The organism is Uliginosibacterium sp. H1 (assembly GCF_036017065.1).
Classification (GTDB): Bacteria; Pseudomonadota; Gammaproteobacteria; order Burkholderiales; family Rhodocyclaceae; genus Uliginosibacterium.
The window spans coordinates 728,897-752,389 of record NZ_JAYXHR010000001.1 but is presented as its reverse complement, the minus strand read 5'-3'; the positions used below and the strand labels follow the sequence as shown (position 1 = coordinate 752,389).

Annotated in this window: 20 protein-coding genes and 1 other RNA gene; 9 read left to right on the top strand and 12 right to left on the bottom strand. The window is 66.6% G+C overall.

The features are described 5' to 3' along the window. Positions 1–11: 11 nt before the first annotated feature. Positions 12–1,151: an efflux RND transporter periplasmic adaptor subunit gene (locus VVD47_RS03425; RefSeq protein ID WP_327601998.1), complete on the bottom strand. Its 1,140-nt coding sequence runs from the start codon at positions 1,149–1,151 to the stop codon at positions 12–14. Positions 1,152–1,380: 229 nt separating this feature from the next. Here VVD47_RS03425 and VVD47_RS03420 point away from each other — a divergent pair, with 229 nt between their 5' ends. The 5 genes from VVD47_RS03420 to VVD47_RS03400 all read left to right on the top strand — a co-directional run bounded on the left by VVD47_RS03420 (position 1,381) and on the right by VVD47_RS03400 (position 8,458). Continuing rightward, positions 1,381–2,151: a class I SAM-dependent methyltransferase gene (locus tag VVD47_RS03420; protein ID WP_327601997.1), complete on the top strand. Its 771-nt coding sequence runs from the start codon at positions 1,381–1,383 to the stop codon at positions 2,149–2,151. A gap of 181 nt (positions 2,152–2,332) precedes the next feature. Then, positions 2,333–6,460, top strand: a complete 4,128-nt coding sequence (gene hrpA / locus VVD47_RS03415) for an ATP-dependent RNA helicase HrpA (RefSeq protein ID WP_327601996.1) — start codon at positions 2,333–2,335, stop codon at positions 6,458–6,460. 109 nt (positions 6,461–6,569) lie between these two features. After that, entirely contained in the window at positions 6,570–7,424 is an 855-nt protein-coding gene (locus VVD47_RS03410) for an SPFH domain-containing protein (RefSeq protein WP_327601995.1), read from the top strand. Between the two features lie 65 nt (positions 7,425–7,489). Then, positions 7,490–7,587, top strand: an RNA gene (ffs, locus tag VVD47_RS03405) — signal recognition particle sRNA small type. Between the two features lie 79 nt (positions 7,588–7,666). Further along, positions 7,667–8,458 carry a class I SAM-dependent methyltransferase gene (locus VVD47_RS03400; RefSeq protein WP_327601994.1) on the top strand — a complete coding sequence of 264 codons (792 nt, stop codon included), beginning with the start codon at positions 7,667–7,669 and terminating at the stop codon, positions 8,456–8,458. Positions 8,459–8,465: 7 nt separating this feature from the next. Here VVD47_RS03400 and VVD47_RS03395 read toward each other — a convergent pair whose 3' ends face one another. The 8 genes from VVD47_RS03395 to VVD47_RS03360 form a co-directional block, all read right to left on the bottom strand. Then, positions 8,466–8,900 carry a DUF1841 family protein gene (locus tag VVD47_RS03395; RefSeq protein ID WP_327601993.1) on the bottom strand — a complete coding sequence of 145 codons (435 nt, stop codon included), beginning with the start codon at positions 8,898–8,900 and terminating at the stop codon, positions 8,466–8,468. After that, the gene (locus VVD47_RS03390) at positions 8,893–9,429 is read right to left on the bottom strand and encodes a YgjV family protein (RefSeq protein WP_327601992.1); all 537 of its coding nucleotides are present in this window, start codon (positions 9,427–9,429) and stop codon (positions 8,893–8,895) included. The genes VVD47_RS03395 and VVD47_RS03390 overlap by 8 nt, the downstream gene beginning before the upstream one ends. A 22-nt stretch (positions 9,430–9,451) precedes the next feature. Continuing rightward, positions 9,452–10,624 (bottom strand): MFS transporter, encoded by a 1,173-nt coding sequence (locus VVD47_RS03385; RefSeq protein ID WP_443080928.1) that lies wholly within the window; start codon positions 10,622–10,624, stop codon positions 9,452–9,454. Between the two features lie 67 nt (positions 10,625–10,691). Further along, positions 10,692–11,594, bottom strand: coding sequence for a helix-turn-helix transcriptional regulator (locus VVD47_RS03380; RefSeq protein ID WP_327601990.1), 903 nt, complete (start codon positions 11,592–11,594; stop codon positions 10,692–10,694). A 16-nt stretch (positions 11,595–11,610) separates the two neighbouring features. Continuing rightward, on the bottom strand, positions 11,611–11,907 hold the full coding sequence (locus VVD47_RS03375; protein ID WP_327601989.1) for a putative quinol monooxygenase: 297 nt from the start codon (positions 11,905–11,907) through the stop codon (positions 11,611–11,613). A gap of 24 nt (positions 11,908–11,931) precedes the next feature. Next, entirely contained in the window at positions 11,932–12,483 is a 552-nt protein-coding gene (locus tag VVD47_RS03370) for a dihydrofolate reductase family protein (RefSeq protein WP_327601988.1), read from the bottom strand. Between the two features lie 37 nt (positions 12,484–12,520). Continuing rightward, positions 12,521–12,901: a VOC family protein gene (locus VVD47_RS03365; RefSeq protein ID WP_327601987.1), complete on the bottom strand. Its 381-nt coding sequence runs from the start codon at positions 12,899–12,901 to the stop codon at positions 12,521–12,523. A 164-nt stretch (positions 12,902–13,065) separates the two neighbouring features. Next, entirely contained in the window at positions 13,066–14,025 is a 960-nt protein-coding gene (locus VVD47_RS03360) for an alpha/beta hydrolase (protein WP_327601986.1), read from the bottom strand. 131 nt (positions 14,026–14,156) lie between these two features. Between VVD47_RS03360 and VVD47_RS03355 the strand changes: the two genes are divergently transcribed. Together VVD47_RS03355 and fdhD are read left to right on the top strand one after the other, a co-directional pair. Beyond that, positions 14,157–16,469, top strand: a complete 2,313-nt coding sequence (locus tag VVD47_RS03355) for an FdhF/YdeP family oxidoreductase (RefSeq protein WP_327601985.1) — start codon at positions 14,157–14,159, stop codon at positions 16,467–16,469. Beyond that, entirely contained in the window at positions 16,466–17,479 is a 1,014-nt protein-coding gene (gene fdhD, locus VVD47_RS03350; protein ID WP_327601984.1) for a formate dehydrogenase accessory sulfurtransferase FdhD, read from the top strand. The genes VVD47_RS03355 and fdhD overlap by 4 nt, the downstream gene beginning before the upstream one ends. A gap of 11 nt (positions 17,480–17,490) precedes the next feature. Here the strand turns inward: fdhD and VVD47_RS03345 are convergent, their stop codons facing one another. The 3 genes from VVD47_RS03345 to VVD47_RS03335 form a co-directional block, all read right to left on the bottom strand. Next, entirely contained in the window at positions 17,491–17,931 is a 441-nt protein-coding gene (locus VVD47_RS03345; RefSeq protein ID WP_327601983.1) for a YqaA family protein, read from the bottom strand. 151 nt (positions 17,932–18,082) lie between these two features. Beyond that, the gene (locus VVD47_RS03340) at positions 18,083–19,063 is read right to left on the bottom strand and encodes a Gfo/Idh/MocA family protein (protein WP_327601982.1); all 981 of its coding nucleotides are present in this window, start codon (positions 19,061–19,063) and stop codon (positions 18,083–18,085) included. A 35-nt stretch (positions 19,064–19,098) separates the two neighbouring features. Further along, on the bottom strand, positions 19,099–20,211 hold the full coding sequence (locus VVD47_RS03335; RefSeq protein ID WP_327601981.1) for a DUF805 domain-containing protein: 1,113 nt from the start codon (positions 20,209–20,211) through the stop codon (positions 19,099–19,101). 304 nt (positions 20,212–20,515) lie between these two features. Between VVD47_RS03335 and VVD47_RS03330 the strand changes: the two genes are divergently transcribed. Together VVD47_RS03330 and VVD47_RS03325 are read left to right on the top strand one after the other, a co-directional pair. Next, a complete protein-coding gene (locus VVD47_RS03330) occupies positions 20,516–22,162 on the top strand; it encodes a hypothetical protein (RefSeq protein WP_327601980.1) in 1,647 nt (548 codons plus the stop codon). 285 nt (positions 22,163–22,447) lie between these two features. Beyond that, positions 22,448–23,428: a pectate lyase gene (locus VVD47_RS03325; RefSeq protein ID WP_327601979.1), complete on the top strand. Its 981-nt coding sequence runs from the start codon at positions 22,448–22,450 to the stop codon at positions 23,426–23,428. Positions 23,429–23,493: the final 65 nt, after the last annotated feature.

Sequence of the window (23,493 nt, the reverse complement as noted above, 5' to 3'; positions counted from 1 at the left end):
GCGGGCCTCCCTTATTTCGCGGCGGCGGGTGCTGCGGCAGCGCCGGGCATCGGCGCGCCGTCGGGCACGATCACCAGCTTCGATCCCGGCTGCAGCTTCTGGTAGCCGTCGACGATGACCTTCTCGCCCGGCAGCAGGCCCTTGTCGACGATCCACAGGTCCTTGTACCACTTGCCCACCAGCAGGTCGCGGCGCTCCGCGCTGCCGTCGGGCCGAGCCACCCAGGCGTTGTGGCCGGTGGGCGACTTGATGACCGCCTTCTGCGGCACCAGCACGGTGTTCGGGATCTCGCCGGAGTTCACATCCACCTTCAGGAACATGCCCGGCAGCAGTTCGGCCTTGGGGTTGGGCAGGACGGCGCGCAGTGTCATCGTGCCGGTGCCCTGGCCGATCTGGATGTCGGCGAAATCGATGCGGCCGGACTCCTCGTAGATGCTGCCGTCCGGCAACAGCACCTGCGCCGTCTGCTCCTTGCCTTCCTTGATCTTGCCGCTGGTCAGCGCGCGGCGGAACTCGAACACGTCCTTGTCCGACGCCGTGAAGCTCACGTAAATGGGATGGATGCGGTCGATGGTGGTCAGCGGCGTCGGCGAACCGCGCCCGACCAGCCGGCCCTCCGGCACCAGGCTCTGGCCGATGCGTCCGTTCTCGGTGGCGTAGATCTTCGTGTAGCCGAGATTCAGCTTGGCGGTCTCGACCTGCGCCGCCGAGGCGGCGACCGAGGCCTCGGCCTCTTTCATCGAGGCCACCGCGTTGTCGTACTCCTGCTGGCTGATCGCGTTTTCCTTCACCAGCGGCGCCAGCCGTGCCTCGCGCGAGCGGGCATTGACCAGGGTGGCGTCCTGCCGCGCCAGCACGGCCTGCGCATCACGCAGCGCCGCCTCGAAGGGGGCTGACTCGATGGTGTAGAGGAGCTGTCCGGTCTGGACGTTGGTGCCTTCGGTGAAGTGACGCTTTTCCAGCACGCCTTCCACGCGGGCGAGGATTTCCACGGAGCGATAGGCCTGTGCGCGGCCGACGAACTCAGTGGTGGCGGGGATGGTCTGCTGGACGACGGTGGCGACACGCACCGGGGCGGGGGGTGGGCCCTTGGCGGCGGGCTCCTTTTTTTCACATGCGCCGAGGACCAGCGCCAGGAATGCTGCAGCCACGGCTGTCATTGCCCAGCCACCCGATCCGTTCCGCCACTTGCGCATGACCTCTCCTTCGAGAACCAGCCCTGATGCGAAGCAGGCACCTGTCTTGTGCACTGCGGGTAATCCGGCCAGATCATCGTTGATCGCAATAGCACATGCAAATCAAATTTTCCTGAATCATTCCCTGGCCGGGCTGGCGGCTGCTTGCCTGCAACGTGTAATCTGGCTGGCGAAGGAGCCCGCCATGACCTCGACCCCCGGCCAGCCCACTGGCAAAGACGATTTCTCCACCCTCGCGCAGGGCTACGTGCTGTTCCGTCCGCGCTACCCGCAGTCGCTCTACGACTACCTGCTGGCTTGGGTGCCGCATCGCAAGCTGGCCTGGGACGCAGGTTGCGGCAGCGGGCAGGCCACGCTGGACCTGGCCGGGCGTTTCGATCACGTGATCGGCAGCGACTTTTCCACCGCCCAGATCGCCGCCGCGCCGCCCTGCCAGAAGGTCGAGTGGCGCGTGGCACCGGCGGAGCAGAGCGGGCTGGAAACCGGCAGCGTGGACCTGATCACCTGCGCGCAGTCGCTGCACTGGTTCCCGCTGGAAGCGTTCTATGCCGAGGCCCGGCGCGTGCTGGTGCCGGGTGGCGTGCTGGCGGCGTGGACCTACGGCGTGGTCGAGATGGACGACCCGGAAATCGACGTGCTGGTGCAGCGCTTCCGCACCGAGACGCTGGGCGGCCTGTGGAACCCGGAGCGCCGCCACGTCGACACCCGTTACCGCGAACTGGATTTCCCTTTCGAGGAAATCGACGTGCCGCCCTACACGCTGAGCGTGAACTGGACGCTCGCGCAGTTGATGGGCTACCTGCGCAGCTGGTCCGCCACCGGCCGTTATGTCGGCATGTACAACGTGGACCCCGTCGAGGCGCTGGCCCGCGAGCTGCTGCCGCTGTGGGGGCACCCGCAGGAAGCGCGCGGCGTGAGCTGGCCGCTGACGGCGCGGATCGGGCGGAAGGTCTGAGCTGCTGGAGTCCTGCGGACAGTGACGTGTTGGGCTGAGTGAAACGAAGCCCAACGACCTCTGTGTCGGCAATCTTCTGTGCCGGCAATCTTTTGGCGACGCTGGCTGGCTGGCGCAATGACACGCAGCGTGCGCGGTAAAATCGCGCGCTTTGTTTGCCGCGCCATCCCGGCTGCTCCCCGTGCCCGATCTGCTCGATCTCGTCCTCTCCGCCGACCGTCCCCGCCTGCGTCGCCAGCTTCGTGATCTGAAGCGGCCGGCGCGTGCGCTCGCTGATCTGCCCGATGCCTTGCGCGAGAAGTTCGAGCGCTCCATCGCTACGCGCGCCACACGGCGCGAGAACCTGCCGAAGCCGACGTTCCCCGACGAGTTGCCGGTCAACCAGCGGCGGGCCGAGATCGCAGAAGCGATCCGCCAGCACCAGGTGGTCATCGTCTGTGGCGAGACCGGTTCCGGCAAGACCACGCAACTACCCAAGATCTGCCTGGAGCTCGGCCGCGGCGAGACCGGCCTGATCGGCCACACCCAGCCGCGCCGGCTGGCCGCGCGGGCCACCGCCACGCGTATCGCGGAGGAACTGAAGAGCGAGCTGGGCACGACGGTCGGTTTCAAGATCCGCTTCACCGATCACACCAGCGCGCAGAGCTACATCAAGCTGATGACCGACGGCATCCTGCTGGCCGAGACCCAGGGTGACCCGACGTTGTCGGCCTACGACACGTTGATCATCGACGAGGCGCACGAGCGCAGCCTCAACATCGACTTCCTGCTCGGCTACCTGCGCACGTTGCTGCCGAAGCGGCCGGACCTGAAGGTCATCATCACCTCCGCGACGCTGGACGCCGATCGGTTCGCGAAGCACTTCGGCACGCCGGAGAAGCCGGCGCCGGTCATCGAGGTATCGGGCCGCCTGTATCCGATCGAGATGCGCTACCGGCCGATCGAAGATGAGGAGCCGACGCAAAAGTCCGCCACCGACCGCCGTCTGCAACGCCGCGATGACCGCAGCGACGCCCGCCGCGCACAGTCCGCCAAGAAGGAACTGAACGACGCCATCGTCGATGCCGTGGCCGAACTACAGCGCGAAGGTCCCGGCGACGTGCTGGTCTTCCTGCCGGGTGAGCGCGAGATTCGCGAAGCGGCTGAGGCGCTACGCAAGGACCACCCGCAGGGCGCGGAAATTCTGCCGCTGTTCGCGCGCCAGTCCGCACAGGAGCAGGCGCGCGTGTTCGGCCGTAGCAATGGCCGGCGCGTCGTGCTGTCGACCAACGTGGCCGAAACCTCGTTGACGGTGCCGGGTATCCGTTACGTCATCGACACGGGCCTGGCACGTCTCAACCGTTATTCCCACCGCAACAAGGTGGAGCTGCTGCAGATCGAGAAGATCGCGCAGAGCGCCGCACGCCAGCGCGCCGGTCGCTGCGGCCGCGTGCAGGACGGGGTGTGCATTCGCCTCTACGGCGAGGACGATTTCAACGCACGCCTGTCGCACACCGAGCCGGAAATCCTGCGCTCATCGCTGGCCGGCGTCATCCTGCGCATGAAGGGCCTGCGGCTCGGTGCGGTGGAGGAATTTCCCTTCATCGACGCGCCCAGCCCGCGCATGATCAACGACGGCTATCAGCTGCTGCAGGAGCTGGGCGCGGTCGATGACGACAATGACCTGACCGACGTTGGCCGCGAACTGGCGAAGATGCCGCTGGACCCGAAGATCGGCCGCATGATCCTCGCTGCGCGCGAACGTGGTTGCCTGCGCGAGGTGCTGGTCATCGCCGCCGCGCTTTCCACGCAGGACCCGCGAGAACGTCCGCCGGAGCAACCCGGCACCGCCGACCAGGCGCACGCGAAGTTCCGCCTTGCGCCCGAGGAGAAAGGCGAGCCGCGCAGCGAGTTCCTGTGGTTCTGGAACCTGTGGCAGGCGTTCGACCAGGTCTGGAAGCACGAGAGCTCCAGCAAGCAGAAGGCCTGGTGCAAGCAGCACTTCCTGTCCTGGTTGCGCCTGCGCGAATGGCGCGACGTGCATGGGCAGTTGCACGCGCTGTGCGCCGAGCATGGCTGGAAGGAGAACGACAAGCCGGCCAGCTACGAGGACATCCACAAGGCCTTGCTGTCCGGCCTGCTGGGCCACATCGGCCTGAAGATCGAGGATGCGACGGGGCCGAACGTCGGCGCCTTCCAGGGCGCGCGCGGCATCAAATTCTGGCCGCATCCCGGCAGCTACATGAGCAAGCGCGTCGGCAAGTGGCTGATGGCGGCGGAGCTGATCGACACCACGCGCCTGTATGCCCGTTGCATCGCGAAGATCGAGCCCGAGTGGCTGGAGGAAGTCGGTGCGCACATGCTGCGCAAGAGCGTGTACGAGCCGCACTGGGAAAAGGGCAAGGGGGCGGTGCGCGCCTGGGAGCGCGCGGTGCTGCATGGCATCACCCTGTATGCGCGACGCGCCTGCAGCTACGACCACATCGACCCGGCCCTGTGCCGCGAGCTGCTGATCCGCGACGGCCTGGTGCAGGGCGAGATCGAGGAATCGTCGGCGAAGGGCATGCCTTTCTTCCAGCACAACCGGCGGTTGATCGCAGAGATCGAGCGCCTGGAGCAGAAGATGCGCCGGCCCGACCTGCTGGTCGACGAGCACCTGATCTACGCCTTCTACGACGCGCAGGTTCCCGCGGACGTGACCGATCTGCGCGCCTTCGAAGCCTGGCGCAAGCAGGCCGAGCGCGCGGGCGGCAAGACGCTGCACCTCGAACGCGAGCAGTTGATGCGCCACGAGGCCGCTGGCGTGAACAGCGACAACTTCCCCGGCTCGATGGAAGTGATGGGGCAGAAGCTCAAGCTCAGCTACGTGCACGAACCCTCGGCGCCGGACGACGGCGTGACGCTGGCCGTGCCGCTGGCGATGCTCAACCAGGTGAGCGCCAACCGCTGCGAATGGCTGGTGCCCGGCCTGCTGGAAGAGAAGGTCACCGCGTTGCTGAAGACCGTGCCGCAGAAGCATCGCCATCGCCTGCAACCCATCGGCGAGAGTACGCGTGCCTTCCTGGCCGAGGTGGAGGAAGGTCAGCACAACCGCGACGAACCGTTGCTGAAATGCCTGCAGCACTTCGTCGAGAACCGCGTGTCGTTGAAGCTGGAACTGGCGGCTTTCCGCCTGGAGAACATCAATCCGCACTGCTTCATGAACTTCCGCGTCATCGACGAGCATGGCCGCGTGATGATGCAGTCGCGCAACCTGCCGGAGCTGCGCGTCAAGCTGAAGGACCAGGTGGCGGCCGCATTCCGCAGTGCGCAGGTGGAAGGCTCGATGGGTGCGCAGCTGGCGGCGCTGAATGTTGCGGGTCGTGCCCCGACCGAGGAGGCCGCCGCGCCTGCCGCGTCGTCCCAAGCGGGGAGGGCGAGTCCGGCCCCGCAAGCATCTGCGTCGAAGGAGCAAGCAGCCAGCACAGCGCCCACGCAGCTCACCGGCATCACCAGTTGGAGCTTCGGCGAACTGCCCGAACTGCTGGAAGTGAAGGTTGGCAACCGCAACCTGATCGGCTTCCCGGCCCTGCATGACGATGGTGACTCGGTGAGCCTGCGTCCCTACGACACCGAGGACGAGGCGGCCAGGGTGCATCGCAAGGGGCTGTCGCGCCTGTTCGCGCTGGCGCTGAAGGACCAGGTGAAATCCATCGAGAAGCTGCCCGGCCTGCGCGAGCTGGCCCTGCAGTTCATTCCCTTCGGCACCGAGGCCGAACTGAAGGCGCAACTTGTCGAGGCGACGCTGGGCCGCACCTGCCTGCTCGATCCGCTGCCGAAGGATGCGGCCTCGTTCACGCAGCGCGCACAAGACGCCAAGCCGCGCATGAGCCTGGTGGCGCAGGAGCTGATGCGCCTGGCCGGCCAGTTGATGACGGAGTACCTCGGCCTCCAGAAGCGCCTGTCGGGACTGAAGACTTTCCCGGAGGCAGTCGCCGACCTCCACGCCCATACCGGCAAGCTGATGCCGAAGAACTTCCTCGTCGCGCATCCCTACGAGCGCCTCACGAACTTCACGCGCTACCTGAAGGGCGCCGGCGTGCGCCTCGACAAACTGCGCAACAACGCGGATCGCGACGCGCAGTTGATGAGCGACTGGCGGTCGCTGGCCCAGCCCTGGGAGCGCGAGTGGATCGCCAAGCAGAAGGCCGGCGTGCATGACGAGTCGCTGGAGGAGTTCCGCTGGATGCTGGAGGAGCTGCGCATCGGCCTGTTCGCGCAGGAGCTGAAGACGCCGATGCCGGTGAGTGTCAAACGGCTGCAGAAGATCTGGGAAAGCCGTCCAAGGTAAGACGCCTGCATTCGTCGGCCCGCCAGCGGGCAGGCCAGCCTCGCTCATAAAGCTGTGCTAGCGTCGCGGCGCAGGCCGACGATGGCCGCACAACAGGGAGAGAACAAGAATGCACAACCGTGGAAAGCTGCTGGGCTTCGTGGTGTTGCTCGGACTGGGCCTCGCGCTGCTGATCGGCACCGCCGGCACCATCGGCACCGGCAACGTCGGCATCCGCCAGACGCTGGGCATCATCTCGCAGGACGAAGTGACGCCCGGCGTATACCTCAAGTGGCCACTGATCTCGACGGTGCGCGAGTTCACCGCCAAGGAGGTGGTGATCGACCTGCAGGACCTGACGCCCAAGGCCAAGGACAACCTCAGCCTGCGCGACATGGACATCAGCATCTACTACAAGGCGGACCAGGGGCAGATCGCCGAGCTGCAGTCCAAGTACTCCGGGCAGTCGCAGTACGACGGGGAGACGAAGCAGTGGCTGCCGGCCTTCGGCCTGCTGCATCGCGTGGTGCGCAATGCGGCCTACGAGGAAGTGGCGAAGGTCGATTCCCTGGTGATGCATACGCGCCGCGATGCGATCGCCGGCGCGATCCGCGACAACGTGCAGGCAGAGCTGGAGAAGAACGACCCGAAGGTCTTCCAGGTGACCCGCGTGGTGATCCGCTCGGTAGCGACCGATCCGTCCATCGAGGAGTCGATCCGCAATGCGGTGGCCAACCAGAAGAAGCTGGAGGCGATGACCATCCAGACCGAGATCGCCAAGAAGGAATCCGAGATCCGCGTCACCGAAGCCGAAGGCATCTCGCGCGCCAACAAGATCATCGCGGACAGCCTGACCCGTGAATACCTGCAGCACGAGGCCAACCAGGCCCTGCTGAAGTTCGCCGAGAAGGGCAACACCAACACGGTGGTGGTGCCGGCCAACATGAGCGTCGCACCGCTGCTGAACATTCCGTCGAAGCAGTAAGGGACTGTTTTCGGACTTGCCCGGGGGCGGCTGGATCGCGCAGCTTTTGGGGTAGAATGCACGGCGGCGGGTCTCCCCGCATTGCAGCGTGGGAACCTGGTCAGGTCCGGAAGGAAGCAGCCATAACCACTCACTGTAAGTGCCGGGGGTCAGGCTCGCCGCCTTGAATACAGAAACGCAGCCTTCGGGCTGCGTTTTGCTTTTCTGCGCGCAGGGCGCACGTGCTGAGGAGGTGATGCTGCATGACGACGGACCCGATCCGCTTCAAGGATGGTGGCGCCTATGAGCGATACATGGGCAAGTGGAGCCAGCTCGCGGGGGAGACCTTCCTCGACTGGCTGGCCCCGGCGCCGGGATTGCGATGGCTCGACGTCGGTTGCGGCAACGGCGCCTTCACCGAGATGCTCGCCGACCGTTGCGCGCCTGCCTCCCTGCACGGTGTCGATCCTTCCGCCGAGCAACTCGCCTACGCACGCTCGCGACCCGCGCTGGCTGCCGCCGGGTTCCGCGAGGGAGACGCCATGGCCTTGCCCTACGCCGACGGCAGCTTCGATATCGCCGTGATGCCGCTGGTGATTTTCTTCGTGCCGGAGCCCGCCAGAGGCGTGGCTGAAATGAAGCGCGTGGTCTGTACTGGTGGCGCCGTCACGGCTTACGGCTGGGACATGACCGGAGGTGGCTTTCCCTATGAAGCGCTGCTCGCGGAATTGCGCGGCCTGGGCTTCGCAGTGCCGGCACCGCCGAGCCCGGAGGCTTCGCGCGTCGACGTCCTGCAGGCGCTGTGGGACGGTGCGGGGCTGGAGGCGATCGAGACCCGCGAGATCACCGTGCATCGCAGCTTCCAGGGCTTCGAGGACTTCTGGGCGACGGCGCTGGGTGCGCCGAGCGTGGGGCTCATCCTGGCAAAAATGGGGGCCGAGGATACTTCCGTCCTCAGGTCGCGGGTGCAGGCCCGCTTGCCGGCCGAGGACGCTTCCGGGCAGATCACCTGCGTGGCGCGGGCCAACGCGGTGAAGGGGCTCGTGCCGCGCTAGCTTGGCTTCAGGCCTGCTGCGAGCGACGCCGCACGCACTCCACGTAGGTCACGGCGTCCAGCGGCTTGCCCTCGCGCTGGGCCTTCCAGATCGTCTCGCCCAGGCACTCCAGCACGTCGTGCAGGGCGTCGTGCTGTTCGCCACCGTGCCGTTGTATCGCCATTTCGAAAGCGGCGCGTATGCCGGGGGGCTGGTCGATGCTCAGTTGCTCCTCGATGGCGAGGTGCAGCGACAGGTGCAGGAAGGGATTGATCTGCCCGTCTTCCGGCGAGAAGTCGCGGTGCAGCGAGTCCTCGTCCGCCAGCAGGGCGTGGTACTCCGGATGCAGCAGGACGATGCGCACGCCGATGTCTTCCATCGGCGTCAGCGGGGTCTTGTCGTTGTACTTGCGCCAGGCGTCGGCGAAGAAAGCGCGGGCCTGGTCGCGGCTGGGGTTATACATCGCGTGGGGTCTCCGCTGGCGTGCCTGCCAGGCGCTGGTCGCGCATCAGGCGCCAGATGGTGGTGCAGTTCACGATCGCGATCACGATCTCCAGCGCCGTGCCGCCGTACGAGCCGGTGATGATGTTGTTGGCGAGCCACAGCAGGGTGCCGACCAGCATCAGCAGGCGCATCGGAATGCCTTGCAGCAGGAAAAGCGCCAGCGTGCCGGTGCAGGACGCGATCAGCGGCAACCAGTCGGTCCAGGTCTTCACCAGCGCCAGTCCCAATGCGATGTTGATCGCGACGATGGTCAGCGCGATCCACAGCGAGCGGGTGTAGAGCGACAGCACCGAGCGTGCCACCGACACGATGGAGCTGGCGGTGGCAGTGTAGTTGCCCAGCATGTAGAAATGCAGCGCGTAGGCGATGCACTCGCCGGTCATGTACAGCTTGAAGTGGCGGTCGTTCTTCTGCAGGAAGGAGCCGACGCCGAGGACGAAGGCGGCGTAACCCAGGATCTGGGCGAGGGAGAAAGCGTCGTGCAGCATGGAAATCGTGGGTTGAAGCGAATCAGGCGGTGGGGGGCGGCGCGGACACGAGTTTCTCGCGCCGGGTGAGGTCGGGGAAGAGTTTCATCCAGATGGCGACAACGGCCAGCGTACCGAGCCCGCCGACCACCACGGAGGGGACCACGCCCCACCAGGCGGCGGTGGCGCCGGACTCGAACTCGCCGAGCTGGTTCGACGCACCGATGAAGATGGAGTTCACCGCGCTGACGCGGCCGCGCATCTCGTTGGGCGTTTCCAGTTGCACCAGCGACTGGCGGATCACCACGCTGTTCATGTCGGCGGCGCCGGAGATCAGCAGCACGAACAGCGACAGCAGGAAGGACGTGGACAGCGCGAACACCAGCATGCACACGCCGAAGACCGCCACCGAGGCGAACATCACCTTGCCGACGCGGCGTTCGATGGGGTTGTGCACCAGCCACAGCGACATGGCCAGTGCGCCCACGGCCGGTGCCGAGCGCAACAGGCCGAGGCCCCAGGGGCCGACGTGCAGGATCTCCTTGGCGAAGATCGGCAGCAGGGCGGTGGCGCCGCCGAGCAGCACCGCGAAGAGGTCCAGCGAGATGGCGCCCAGCACCGCCTTGCGCTGCCAGATGAACGTCATGCCGGCGAAGATGCTGGTCAGCGACACCGGCTCGCGCGTGGTCGTCGGCGTGTGTTCGTAGCGCACGCTGGCGAACAGCAGGGCGGCGGCGAGGAACATCACCCCGGCGACCAGGTACACCACCTGTGCGCCCGCCACGTAGATGAAGCCGCCGATGGCCGGCCCGACGATGATGCCGGCCTGCGCACCGGAGGAATTGAAGGCCAGCGCGCGCGGCAGCACTGCGGCGGGCACCAGCAAGGGCGACAGCGCCTGCTGCGCCGGCATCTGGAAGGCCTTGGCCACGCCGAGCAGCACCGACGCGATGAGGATGGTCTCGCGGTTGATCCAGCCGCCCAGCGTGGCCCACACGAGGCCGAGCGAGATGAGCACCTCGGCGGCGACGCACAGCGACAGGATGCGGCGGCGGTCATAGCGATCGGCCACCTGGCCGACGACGAGGATGAGCGCGAGGGAGGGAAGGAACTGGCACAGGCCGACGAGACCGAGGTCCCAGGCGCTGTTGGTGAGGTCGTACATCTGCCAGCCCACCGCCACCATCATCATCTGGTTGCCCATCGTGGTTGCCACGCGACCGAACCAGAAACGCAGGAATGACGGGTACTGAAAGACGGGATTGCGACCTTGCATCCCGTAATTATCGCCCGAAAGGATCGTCCTCGTCCGGAGGGCGAGAGTCTTGCGGGCGGTGTTGCGGCCCGCCGTCTTCGCTCGAAGCGTGGCCGGTCGATGTGTGGCTGGATGTATCACGTGCGATGTCGCGTGCGATGTCACGTGCCATGCCGCCAGCCGGGGCAGGCCTGGGGGCACGGGGGACACTGGACGGATCGAGCGCCGGCTCGTACTCGCCGCAGGCTTCCATGCGTGCCCGCTCGCGGCGGAAGTAGGCCTGCAGCGTCTGCTCCGGCTCGTCGCGCCAGGTTTCGCCCAGGGTGTCGAGCGCCTGGATGCGGTCGATGCGGAAGCTGCGGAAGTCGTTGCGCAACTCGCACCATGCCACCAGCGTCCACGCGCGGCCCCAGTACAGCGTGCCCAGCGGCCGCACGATGCGTTCGCTGCCATCGCCGCCTTCCGTCTCGTACTGCAGGCGCAGCTTGCGGCGCATCTCGGTGGCGGCCATCACGCTGTCCAGCATGTGCCGCGTCATGTCGTCGAAGCCGTAGGTCGGCGCGTAGAGTTGCAGGCGCTCGGCCGCCGCGCGTTCCGCCGGCGGCAGCACGCTCATGATCTTGCCCAGTGCGTTTTCCGCCGCCTGGGCCTGGATGCTGCCGATGCGGTCACGCGCCATGCGCACCACCGCCACCAGCGCCTGCGCTTCGGCGCGGCTGAACATCAGTGGCGGCAGTTCGTAGCCGGCGCCCATGCGGTAGCCGACACCGGCCTCGCCTTCGATGGGCACGCCTTGTGCGATCAGGTCCGCCACGTCGCGATAGATGGTCCGCTCGCTGACCTCCAGGCGTTCCGCCAGCCAGGCGGCGGTAGACAGGCGTCGCCCACGCACCAGTTCGACGATGCGGAACAGCCGGTCGGCGCGTCTCATCGCGGTGCCCCGTCGTTCATCGGCTCTCCTGCTTCAGGTACCAGGCGCCCGCCGGCATGCCATCCAGCATCGGCAGGACGGCGGCGAAGGCTTCCGGGGGCGCGCTGGCCAGCGACGCGGCGTGTGCCGCTGCGCTTTCCCATTGCTCGATGACGACGAAGCGGCGCGCCTGCTCGCAGTCCTGCAGCAGCTCGCAGCCCAGATTGCCGGCGGAGGCGCGGATGAAGGGCAGGACCGTGGCGATGAAGAAGCCGCGCAGGGCGCTCTCCTGGCCTTCGCGGGCGGTGAATTCGCCGATGCGGTGGATGGGCATGGCTGTCTTTCCTTCACTCTCTCGTCAGTGTGCCGAAGGCAGTTTGCGCCGGTAGTGCAACTGGACCAGCCCGCCGCCAAGCTGCCGGGAGGATAGCAATTCCAGGTGGGTCATCGTCTCGTCGGCCTGCAGCAGGGGAATGCCCTTGCCGAGGATCACCGGCACGATGCTGAGGATGTAGTCGGTGATCAGCCCTTCCGCGCGGAAGCTGCGCGCCAGCGCCGCGCCGCCCATCAGCCATACGCGCTGCTGGCCGGCCGCGTGGGCGGCGGCCAGCACGCTGCGCGGCGTGGCCGCACTGACGCGCACGCTGGCGTGCGGCGGGTTCAGCGGCCGGCGGCTCATCACCCAGCAGGGCTTGTCGCCGTACGGCCACGGCGCATCCGGGCCGACCAGTGTCAGCGACTGCTCCCAGGTGTGGCGGCCCATCACCAGCGCATCCATGCCGGCGAAGAATTCGCCGAAGCCGAAGTCCTCGCCGTCCGGGTCGATGGGCGGCAGCCAGTCGGTGCCGCCGTCCTCGGCGGCGATGAAGCCGTCGAGGCTGCAGGCGACGTAGTAGCAAACGCTGGTCACGGCGGCCGTTGCGGTTGCTGCGGGCGGTACCGGTCGGTCAGCGATCAGCATGCAGACCGACACGGTTGCCCTCGCTGTCCTGGATGACTGCAAAGACGCCCATGTTCTCGGGCAGCTCGGTGCGCGGCGTCAGCAGCTTGCCGCCGGCCGCTGCCACGCGGGCGAGCACCGGGTCGAGCTCCGGATTGGCGTTGAGATACACGGTGGTGCCGTCCAGCGAAGGGCGGTTCTGGTCGGTGACCAGCGCGCCACCGATGCCTTCCTGCGAGAAGCTGATGTACACCATGTCCGTGCCGGCGAAATTCATGCGCTCCAGCGGCCGGGCGAGCAGGGTCTGGTAGAACTGCTGCGCGCGACCCAGGTCGCTGACGGGGATTTCGAACCAGTTGACGGCGTTCAGTTGCGGGGTGCTGGACATGATCGACTCCTCTGGGGGGGTGAAGGAGTCGCCATGCTGCGCGCCTGCTGCTGACAGCATTCTGTCAGGAGGATGGCGGGATCTGTACCGACCTGCGTATGGCTGCTCCGGCTGCCATGCCGCTTGCCGAAGCCGGATGGAGTCAGGTGTCGATGAAGTGTCGATCAGTTGCCAGCTGCGCTGGCGGAGGTGGGCAGGGTCGTCGTCTGCACGGTGCCCAGCGGCAGCGCCGGCACGGCGGCCGACAGCGTGCTGGGGGTGCTCACCTGCTGGATCGCCTGCCGCCACTGCTCGCCCGCGACCATGCCGGCGTTGGCGTGGCGCGCGCCGGGCACGATCAACAGCTCCTTCGGTCCCTTGGCGAGTTCGAAGAGCTGCCGGCTCATCGTCGCCGGCACCATGCCGTCACGCTCGCCGTGGATGAACAGCGTGGGCACGCTCACCCTGGCGATCTTGTCGCGGGAGGCGAAGTGCTGGGTCAGGATGAAGGACACCGGCAGCCAGCCGTAGCCGCGCACCTCCGCCATGTCGGCCATCGAGGTGAAGCTGCTCTCGACGATCAGCGCGCCGGCATCCGGCACGCGGCTGGCGAGGTCGATCGCTACCGCGCCACCCAGCGAATGGCCGTAGATGACGCGGCGCGAGGCCCGCGGCGCCAGCTTCGCGAGTTCCTTCCAGGCGGCCTGCGCGTCGGCGTACAGGGCGGGCTCGTCCGGCACGCCCGGGCTGCTGCGGCCGAAGCCGCGGTAGTCGATGGCCAGCACCGAGTAGCCCAGCGTCGCCAGCCGCTCCACGATGCCCAGGTTGTAGCCGAGATTGCCGGCGTTGCCGTGCAGGAACAGCAGGGCCGGCGCATCCGCCTCCCGTGCCGGCAACCACCAGCCATGCACCTTGCCGTCGTTGAAGCTGCCGGCGGCGGGCGCGTCGATCCACACGTCCTGGTAACCCAGGCCAGCGTTGTCAGGTGTGCGCTCCAGCTGGGCGCTGGGGCGATAGATCAGGCCGCGCTGCCAGCCGTCGACGCTCTGGCAAGCCGTAGCGCCCAGCAGAATGAAAACGGCCGCACACAGCGCGCCCAGGGCGGCGCGCGGGCGGAGGGAACGGAAGAGGGCATTGCGTGGCATGGGCCGATTGAGCCGCATCGCTGCGAAAGGTTCAATCGGTATTGATACGCGCGGCAATACGGCGATCGACGTAGAGGCGGTGGCGGCAACCTCCATTGAGTGAGCGCGCCAGCCGTGGCACCCTCGCCGCCATGAAAAAAGAAAGCCAGAAGGCAAGCGCGTCCCACGAGCAAGGCAGTGCCCCCGACGCCACGGGGCCGGTTGCGGGTGGCTGGGGTGCCCTGCGCGCCGTCGGCCACACGCTGGCCGAGCATGGGGCCGCCCGCGGCGTGCTGACCCTGCGCAACGTCAACCAGCCCACCGGTTTCGACTGCCCTGGCTGCGCCTGGCCGGACCCGGAGCACGCGTCGAGCTTCGAGTTCTGCGAGAACGGCGTGAAGGCGGTGATGAACGAGGCCACCAGCCACCGCGCGACACCGGAGGTGCTGGCCGCGCGTACCGTCAGCGAATGGCGACAGCGCGACGACATCGAGCTGGAAGCCCTGGGGCGCCTCACCGAGCCGATGCGCTACGACGCGGCCACCGACCGTTACGTCGCCGCGGGCTGGGACGAGGCTTTTGCCGACATCGCCACGACGTTGAAGGGCCTGGCGTCGCCGGACGAGGCGCTTTTCTACACGTCGGGTCGCACCTCCAACGAGGCGGCCTTCCTGTACCAGTTGTTCGTGCGCGCCTTCGGCACCAACAACCTGCCGGACTGCTCGAACATGTGCCACGAGCCTTCCGGCGTCGGCCTCAAGGCCACCATCGGGGTCGGCAAGGGCACGGTGACGCTGGCGGATTTCGATCATGCCGATGCCATCTTCATCTTCGGTCAGAACCCCGGCACCAACCATCCGCGCATGCTCGGCACCCTGCGCGAAGCGAGCAAGCGCGGCGCGGAGATCGTCGTCTTCAACCCGCTGCGCGAGCGCGGGCTGGAACGCTTCACCGACCCGAAGCAGGCCGGCGAGATGCTGTCCGGCAGCAGCACGCGGATTGCCTCGCACTACTTTCAGCCGAAGATCGGTGGCGACATCGCCGTCGTGCTCGGCATCGCGCATTGCGTGCTGAAGCGTGCGCGCAGCGAGCCGGGCCTGATCGACGAGGACTTCATCCGCACGCACACGACCGGCTTCGACGCCTGGCGCGCGCACGTCGAGTCGCTGCAGCCGGCGCAACTCGCGGAAGAGGCCGGGCTGACGTGGGAAAGCATCGAGGCAGCGGCCGAGCTGTACCTGAAGAGCCGCGCCACCATCCTCACCTGGGGCATGGGGATCACCCAGCATCCGCGCGCGGTGGAGACCATCCAGCAGTTCGCCGCGCTTATGTGCCTGCGCGGCAACATCGGCCGCCAGGGGGCCGGGCTGTGTCCGGTACGTGGGCATTCCAACGTGCAGGGCGATCGCACGATGGGCATCTACGAGAAACCTGCGCCGGCTTTCCTGGACCGCATGGAGGCCGCCACCGGCATCCGCATGCCGCGCAAGCATGGCCACGATACGGTGGACGCGATCCGCGCGATGGAAGAGGGCAGTGCGAAGTTCTTCTTCGCGCTCGGGGGCAACTTCGCCGCTGCCACGCCCGACACGGAGCGCACCTGGGCGGCACTGTCGCGCTGCGAGATGACGGTGCATGTGTCCACCAAGCCGAACCGCAGCCATTTCGTCACAGGCCGCAAGGCGTGGATCCTGCCGACACTGGGCCGCACCGAACGCGATGAGGTGGACGGCGTGCCGCAGAGCGTGTCCGTCGAGGATTCCATGAGCATGGTGCACCTGTCCGCCGGCATCAACCGGCCGGCTTCGCCGCACCTGTTGTCCGAGCCGGTGATCGTCGCGCGACTCGCGGCCGCCACCTTGCCGCCCGGGCCGGTGGACTGGCTGGCGCTGGCGCGTGACTACCGCAGCATCCGTGCGCTGATCGAACAGGCCATTGATGGCTTCACCGACTTCAACGCACGGGTGGAGAAACCCCTGGGCTTCCACCTGCGCAACGCGGCGCGCGAGCGCGAATGGCTAACCGCCAGCGGGCTCGCGGAATTCCGTGTCGCGCCGCTGACTGCCGACACGGCCTATCGCCGCGCGGTGAGCGAGGACGCGCAGGTCTTCCACCTGATGACGGTGCGCAGCCACGACCAGTACAACACCACGATCTACGGCCTGGACGACCGCTACCGCGACGTCCGCGGCGAGCGTCGCGTGCTCTTCATCCACGCAGACGACATCGCTGCCCTGGGCCTGCGACCCGATGACCGTGTCGATATCGAAAGTGCCTACACGGACGGGCCGGTGCGTCGTGCGCCGGGCTTCCGCCTGCAGGCGCACGACATCCCGCGCGGCTGCCTGGCCGCCTACTTCCCCGAGACCAATGCGCTGGTCGCGCTGGACAACGTGGCGGTCGGCGCCGGCACGCCCGCGTCCAAGTCGATCCCGGTGCGGCTGGTGCCGGTGGCGCGTCCATGACCGAACTCCAATGCGCAGTGCTGCAGGTGCTGGCCGAACAGGGCGGGCGTCCGCTGGCGGCGCTGACGAAGCAGCTGGACCTGTCGATGAGCGTGCTGCTGCGCGAGCTGGATGCACTGGGTGATCACAGGGATGGGGGCCTGGGCTGGATCGCGCTGGAGCCGTACGGCGCGGAGCTGAGCCTGCAACGCAAGGTGTCGTTGACCGCCGCCGGCGAAGCGGCTGCACGCATGTTGCTGCCGCGCGCTGGCGAGGCATTGCGGCAGGTGGATGCATTGCGGTACGACATCGGCATGCATGAATCCCGCGAGATGCTGATGGCCGAGGTGCCGGTGGGCATCGTGCTGGCTGGCGAGTCCTTTGCCGTGATGATGGCGACGCCGACCGACCTGGAGGATTTCGCCGCGGGCCTGCTGTTCAGCGAAGGCCTCGTCGGCGCCGTGTCGGAGATCCACGGCATCGAGCTTCACGCCCAGCCCTCGGGAATCAATCTCTACCTGAGCGTCGATGAAGCCTGTCGCCAACGCGCTGTCGAGCGCAGCCGCACGCTGGCCGGACCCAGCGGTTGCGGCTTGTGCGGCGCGCGTAATCTCGGCAGCGCCTTGCGCCCGCCGCGCAGGGTGACGGCGCTGGACGTGAGCGTCGATGCGATCCAGCGCGCACGGGCCCAGCTCGAAGCCCAACAAGGCCTCAATGCGCAGACCGGCGCGGCGCATGCGGCGCTGCTGTTCGACGGGGCCGGCACCCTGCTGGCAGCACGCGAGGACGTTGGCCGCCACAACGCACTCGACAAGGCCATTGGCGCCTGCCTGCGTGCGGGCAGCGCGCCCGCCCTGGCGCTGCTCAGTTCGCGTGCCTCGGTGGAGTTAGTGCAGAAGTGCATGATGGCGAACGTTTCTGCGATGGCAACCGTGTCGGCCCCGACCGCCGCTGCGGTGGATCTGGCGCGTGCCTGCGGCATGCAGTTGTGGGCTTTCGTGCGCGAGGGCCGCGCGACGCGTTACGCCTGAATGGTTGTTGCTTATGCCGTGGCGGTGCTCACCGCCCACCACACGGCGAGATAGCGCGCGGTCTTTCCGGTGGCGACCAATAGCAGGAAGCGCCAGAACGGCACGCGCAGCACGCCGGCCACGAAGGTCAGCGGATCACCCACCACCGGCACCCACGAGAACAACAGGCTCCAGTCGCCCCAGCGCCGGTAGTGATGTGTGGCCTTGTCCAGTTGCGCGGCACTGACCGGAAACCAGCGCCGCTCACGGTAGTGCAGCAGGAAGCGGCCAAGCGCCCAGTTGATGATTGAGCCCAGGGTGTTGCCAAGCGCTGCGACGGCGATCAGGAGCGCAGGCGTGATGTCGCCCTGTGCCAGCAAGGCCGCCAGTACTGCCTCTGACGAGGTGGGCAGCAGCGTCGCGGCGATCAGGGCGGCGAGGAAGAGGGTGAGAAGGGCGTTGACGGTGTTCATGGCACGAACGTGAAAAAGCCGGTGCAGTTTGCGCCGTACCGGCTTTCACAGAAGTCCGGCAAGCGTGACTCGTGCGGAGGCGCGAGCGGTCGGGTGGAGGCGATGAGGCGTTGCCGCTGCCGGACCGGGTGCCTGCGTCCAGACTGTATCTTCAGCAGCGACCGTAGATGCGCAGGATGAACGCGGTGGTCTGTCGTGCCTGCTGCGGCGTGACCAGCGGCGGGCGGCCGTCGCGCACCGCTTCCTCGAAGTCGCGCAGGACCGCCTCGTGGCGCGAGGTGTCGGCCACCGCTGCGCTGCTGGCGCCCTTGTCGTCGTAGATGTCGGTGGTGTTGGCCGGGTTGGGGATGCCGTCGATTTCCCATGTGACGATGCGATCGTCCAGGGTCACGAAGCTCCCCTTCTCGCAGTGCACTTCCAGACGCGCCGAGAAGCCGGGACGGGCGGCGGTGGAGCCGATGATGGTGCCGATCATGCCGTTGGCGTAGCGCAGCAGGGCCGCGCCGTGGTCCTCGGTCTCGATGTCGTGGACGAAGGTGCCCAGTTCGCTGACCACCTTGTCCGGCATGCCGAACAGCCACAGGTAGTAGTCGATGTTGTGGCAGGCCTGCTGGATGAAGGGGCCGCCGCCATCCAGCGCCCAGCCGCCGCGATACGGGCTGGTGTCGTAGTAGGCCTTCTCGCGCCAGAACTTGGCAGCGAGGTCGGCGGCGAAGACGCGGCCGAAGGCGCCGGCGTCCATCAGGCGCTTGATGGCGAGATTGTCGGGGTTGGTGCGTCGCTGGTAGGCGGTGGCCAGCGTGACGCCGGCCGCCTCGCACGCGGCAATCATGCGGTCCATGTTGGCCAGCGTGATGTCCAGCGGCTTCTCGGTCAGCACGTGCTTGCCGAGGCCGGCGGCCTCGATGGCGCCTTCGTGATGCAGGCTGTTGGGCGTGGTCAGGATGACCGCTTCGAAATCGGTGGCCGCGGCGGCGGCCGTGATCGTGGTCCAGCACGGCATGTCCGGCGCGACGGCGGGGCGGCGGCCGCTGCGTGAAACGCATCCGACGACTTCGCTACCGGGGATCTTCGCAATGGCGCCGATGTAGGTGCGGCTGATGTTGCCGGTGCCGACGAGCAGGTATTTCATGGTGGCAGGATCGTGTTGGCAGGACTGGGATGTGGTCACGGCAGGAGGCCGGTGAACAGCCTCACGGCATTGCCCATGTGACGTTGCATGGCTTCGGACGGCAGCGTGTACAGCGCGGTCAGCGTGACGACCACCGCAACCAGGCCGGCGGTTAACAAGGTGCTGCTGGGGCCGGCGGGCGGGGCGCCGTAGCGGTTGTGACGCGGCGAGCCCGGCTTCACCAGCAAATAGAGCAGGAAGGCGAGATTCACGTAGGGCACCAGCCCAACCACGGCTGCGTAGCTATTGCGTCCCAGGTCGTGCAGGCGGCGGACGAATTGCGGGGCCAGCACGTAGATCGTCAATCCGAGCGCGCACAGCACGCCGACGATGGCGCCGAATTCACCCAGGCTGGAGCCGGCGAGGATCAGCAGGGCCGCGGCGGAGAACACCAGCAGGCTGTTGGCCAGCAATTGCCCGCGGCCGATGCGGCCGGCGCCGAAGCGTTTGCCGGCGTCTTCCTCGGGCAGGTCGTCCGAGCTCGGAGACAGGGTCATGGCCACGGGAACCTGAGAATCCAGGATGCTGATGTCGGGCAGGCGCATCCGCGACGCGGCTTCCATCTCGTCCTTTTCCAGCTGGCGCTGCGCCGCCTCGTAGGCTTCCATGTCGAAGCCACAGCTGCGACAGAGCTTGCGCTTGGTCTGCCGGTCGCCGCACTTCTGGCACATGATCTTCTCGGACTGCGCAGGCAGCGCCGGACGCGGCGCTGCTGGCGGTATCGCGGGAATGGCAGGCAGGGCGTCGGCTGCCTCGTCCAGCGCCGACGACAGCGGGCGGGCCGGTACGTAGATGTCGGTCTTCTCGGGATCGAAGCCCGGAGCGGGCTGGGGGGCGGGTTGCGGGGGAGGTGTGATTGCCGGCCGTGGCACGACGGTCATTTCCTGCACCTTGGCCCGCATGCCGATCTTGCGCAGCTCGCCGAGGTAACGGGCGGCGTTGGCCTTGTCCAGGCCCTTGCGGAGAACCACCGCCTGGCCGGAAAAGATGGTATCCATCTGCTCGGGTTTCAGCCCCAGCCGCTGGGCTGCGGTCTGGCTGACCTCGTCGCGATTGAATCCGTCCAGCAATTCACCGCGGAAAATGATCCGGTATTGAGTATCGGGCATGCCCAGCCACGCTTTTGATCGGGAATGGAACGCAGTTTATCCAAAACGGATGCTGCGCTGCTTCCAGCATGGTCTGGTAGTGTCCGGGAAAGTCGTAAATAGCGTGTCTGGCGTGCGATTCCGCACGCGCTTGCCAGCCCTTGAAATCGCCTTTTGAAGACACGATGGTGCATTGCTGCCGCATTGCACGATAAGCACGTAAGCGTTTCGTCAGCTTTACAGCTAAGCTTGCGGTTAACCCCAAGGGCCGGACAGACTCCGGCTGACTTGTTTATTTCACCTGCCTGGTTCTGCTGATTCAACGATGCATTCGGTGCTTGATTACCTGCGCCGCTACGCCGATCTGGTACTGGAACGCTATCGCGACCCCTACCACGGCACGCCGCTTTTCTTCGATGGTTTCGATACCTTCACCGGTCGTCCGGTGGTGTGGCGGAACGTTGACGGCACGCCCTGGGAGCCGTCCAACCTGGCATCGCAGCAGAATTTCTTCCGGTTCCTGGTATGCCTCGCCCGGCTCACCGGCGACGAGCGCTACGCCCAGGCCGCGCGGGACGCGATTGCCTGGCATTTCCAGCATGTCGATCATGGTGGCCTGCTGACCTGGGGCGGGCACTCCTTCATCGACCTGCGCACCCTGCGTGCCGTGGGGCCGGAGAACAAGCACCAGGTACACGAACTCAAGCATCACTACCCGTACTACGAGTTGATGCACGAGGTGGATCCGCAGGCCACGGCGCGTCTCATCAAGGGCCTGTGGAACGCCCACATCGACAACTGGGACAGCCTCGAACTGAGCCGTCACGGCCAGTACGGCCGCTCGCTTGACGAGCCGGGCTTGTGGAGCGCGCCCCAACGTGCCGACCTGGATCTGCTGCGGGAAGCGCGCGGCCTGTCCTTCATCAACATCGGCAGCGACCTGATCTATGCCGCCTGCATGCTGTTCAAGTTGCAGGGCGACGAGCAGGCCTTGTCCTGGGGTGAGTTCCTGGCGTGGCAGTACGTGCGCAGCCGGCATCCGGTGACCGGCCTGGGCGTCTATCAGTTCAACCGCCCGGAAAAGCGCGAAGAGCCGCCGACCGACGAGAACGCCCACAACTTCACCTGGTCCTTCTTCGGCGATCGCGCCCATAGGCAGTTCGGTCCCGAGTACGGAGACGTGGCGAAGGAAGCCTGGGTGCTGTTCAAGATGGACGAGGAGGCGCTCAACGGACCGGAGGGCATCTACGGCGAGAGTGCCTTGACGCAGATGCTGATGGCGCGCGAGCTCGGTGAGCAAGGGCGCCGCCTGCGCGACTGGACGCTCGACGGCCTCGATGCCTGGGCGCGCTATGCGTACGTGCCGGAATCCAACGAGATCAAGCCGATGTTCGCCGACGGCCGCGATCTCACCGGCGAAGTCTTCCGGCGCTTCGGCTACTACGGCCCCAAGGGCAAGACGTTCATCCGCCGTCCGATCACCGGCATGGTCTTCCTGTCTTACGCCACCGCATGGGCAGTCAGCCGTCGTGCGACGCTGTGGCCCACCGTGTGCGCAATGGCGCGCAACTTCGGCCTGGGCGACTGGGACCCGGAGGATCCGGCGCAGCCGCGCAGCATCGCGGTGCCGCAGGACGTGGATGCGTTGCTGCTCAGCGCGGTGATGGAAGTGCATCGCGCGACCGGTGCGGCAATCTACCTGGAGCTCGCGCAGAAGCTGGGCGAGCGCATGTTCGCGCAGCGTGCCCACCGTGGTGCCATCGTCGCCAGCGAACACCACACCTACTGCCGCCTGGATGACCCCGAGCCCCTTGCGCTGGCGCTCATGCTGGCACGGCTGCAAGGCTGTGACGAAGGTCTGCCCGTGTTGCGCGGCTACGGCGGCTACATCCACGGAGATGCCATGCTGGCGGATGGCACCTGTCGCAACATCCAGGACATCAAGGCCATCTACACGCAGACGCAGGCCTGATTTATTCGGGTGCCAACGTGTTTGCACGCACGCTTTGGCGGCCAAAAATCACCATATTCGTACGATCGTCTTCAAATTCGTTTTTCGGTGTGACTGAATTGACGCTTCTGTCGAATTGTGTCGCGCTGCAAATTGACTTGGGTTTCAACGGGTACCAATCTCCAGCCTGACCACGCAGAAGCAGATAGCACCGAAGAGCATTTCGTGCGGCCAGGAGGAGGTCAGGCTGTCACCGAAAGTGCCGTCGTGGTCGGACACCAATCGTGGTTCTTTTGGAGACATCTCATGAAACTCAAGCTCGTCGTCGGTGGCCTGCTGGCCGCCATGGCTTTCAGCAGCCAAGCCGCAACTGACTATCCGTCCGGCTACACCAAGTGCGCCCAGAACACCGGCGCCACCTGCTCGTTCAGCGGCACCCGTTCGGTCGCCCTGGGCAAGTCCGGCAACTTCGTGTACGGCACCTTCACCAACAGCGTTGCCTGCTCCAGCAGCAACTTCCCGAGCAACAGCTACGCGGCTTCGGCCTGGTGCTCGTACGCTGGCTCCACCTCGTCGAGCTCCAGCTCGTCGTCGTCGTCCAGCAGCAGCTCCAGCTCTTCCTCGTCGAGCTCCAGCTCGTCGTCGAGCAGCTCGTCGGGCGGCAGCAGCGGCGGTGGCATCACCGGCGCTACCTGCTCCTCCACCGGCAACCAGTCGATCTCTTCGACCATCAACGTCAGCAGCGGCACCTATGACGGCGGTTGCAAGACCTTCAACCCCTCCAGCTCGATGGGTAACGGCAGCCAGGACGAAAGCCAGGATCCGGCCTTCATCATCTCCGGCGGCGCAACCCTGAAGAACGCCATCCTGGGCAACAACGGCGTGGACGGTGTTCACTTCAAGGGCAACGGCAACCTGCAGAACTTCCGCTGGACCAACATCGGTGAAGACGCCTTCACGCTGAAGGAATCGGGCACGATCAACATCAGCGGCGTGTCGGGCTACAACGGTGAAGACAAGTTCGGTCAGGTCAACGCTGCTGGTACCGTCAACATCTCCAACTGCATCGTCGACAGCGTTGCCAAGGTCATCCGTCAGAACGGCGGCACGACCTTCAAGATGACGGTCAACATCGACCGTTGCCAACTGTCGAACCTGGGCGAAGGCGTGTTCCGTTCGGACAGCTCCAGCTCCACCGGCAGCCTGACCAACAGCCGCCTGCGTAACTCCGGCTCGCTGTGCATCGGCAAGATGAAGTGCACGTCCTCGGGCAACACCAACTACTAAGAATCACTGGTTGGTTTGTCAGCCGCACCGCTTCGGCGGTGCGGTGTAACAGGAAGTTGAATACG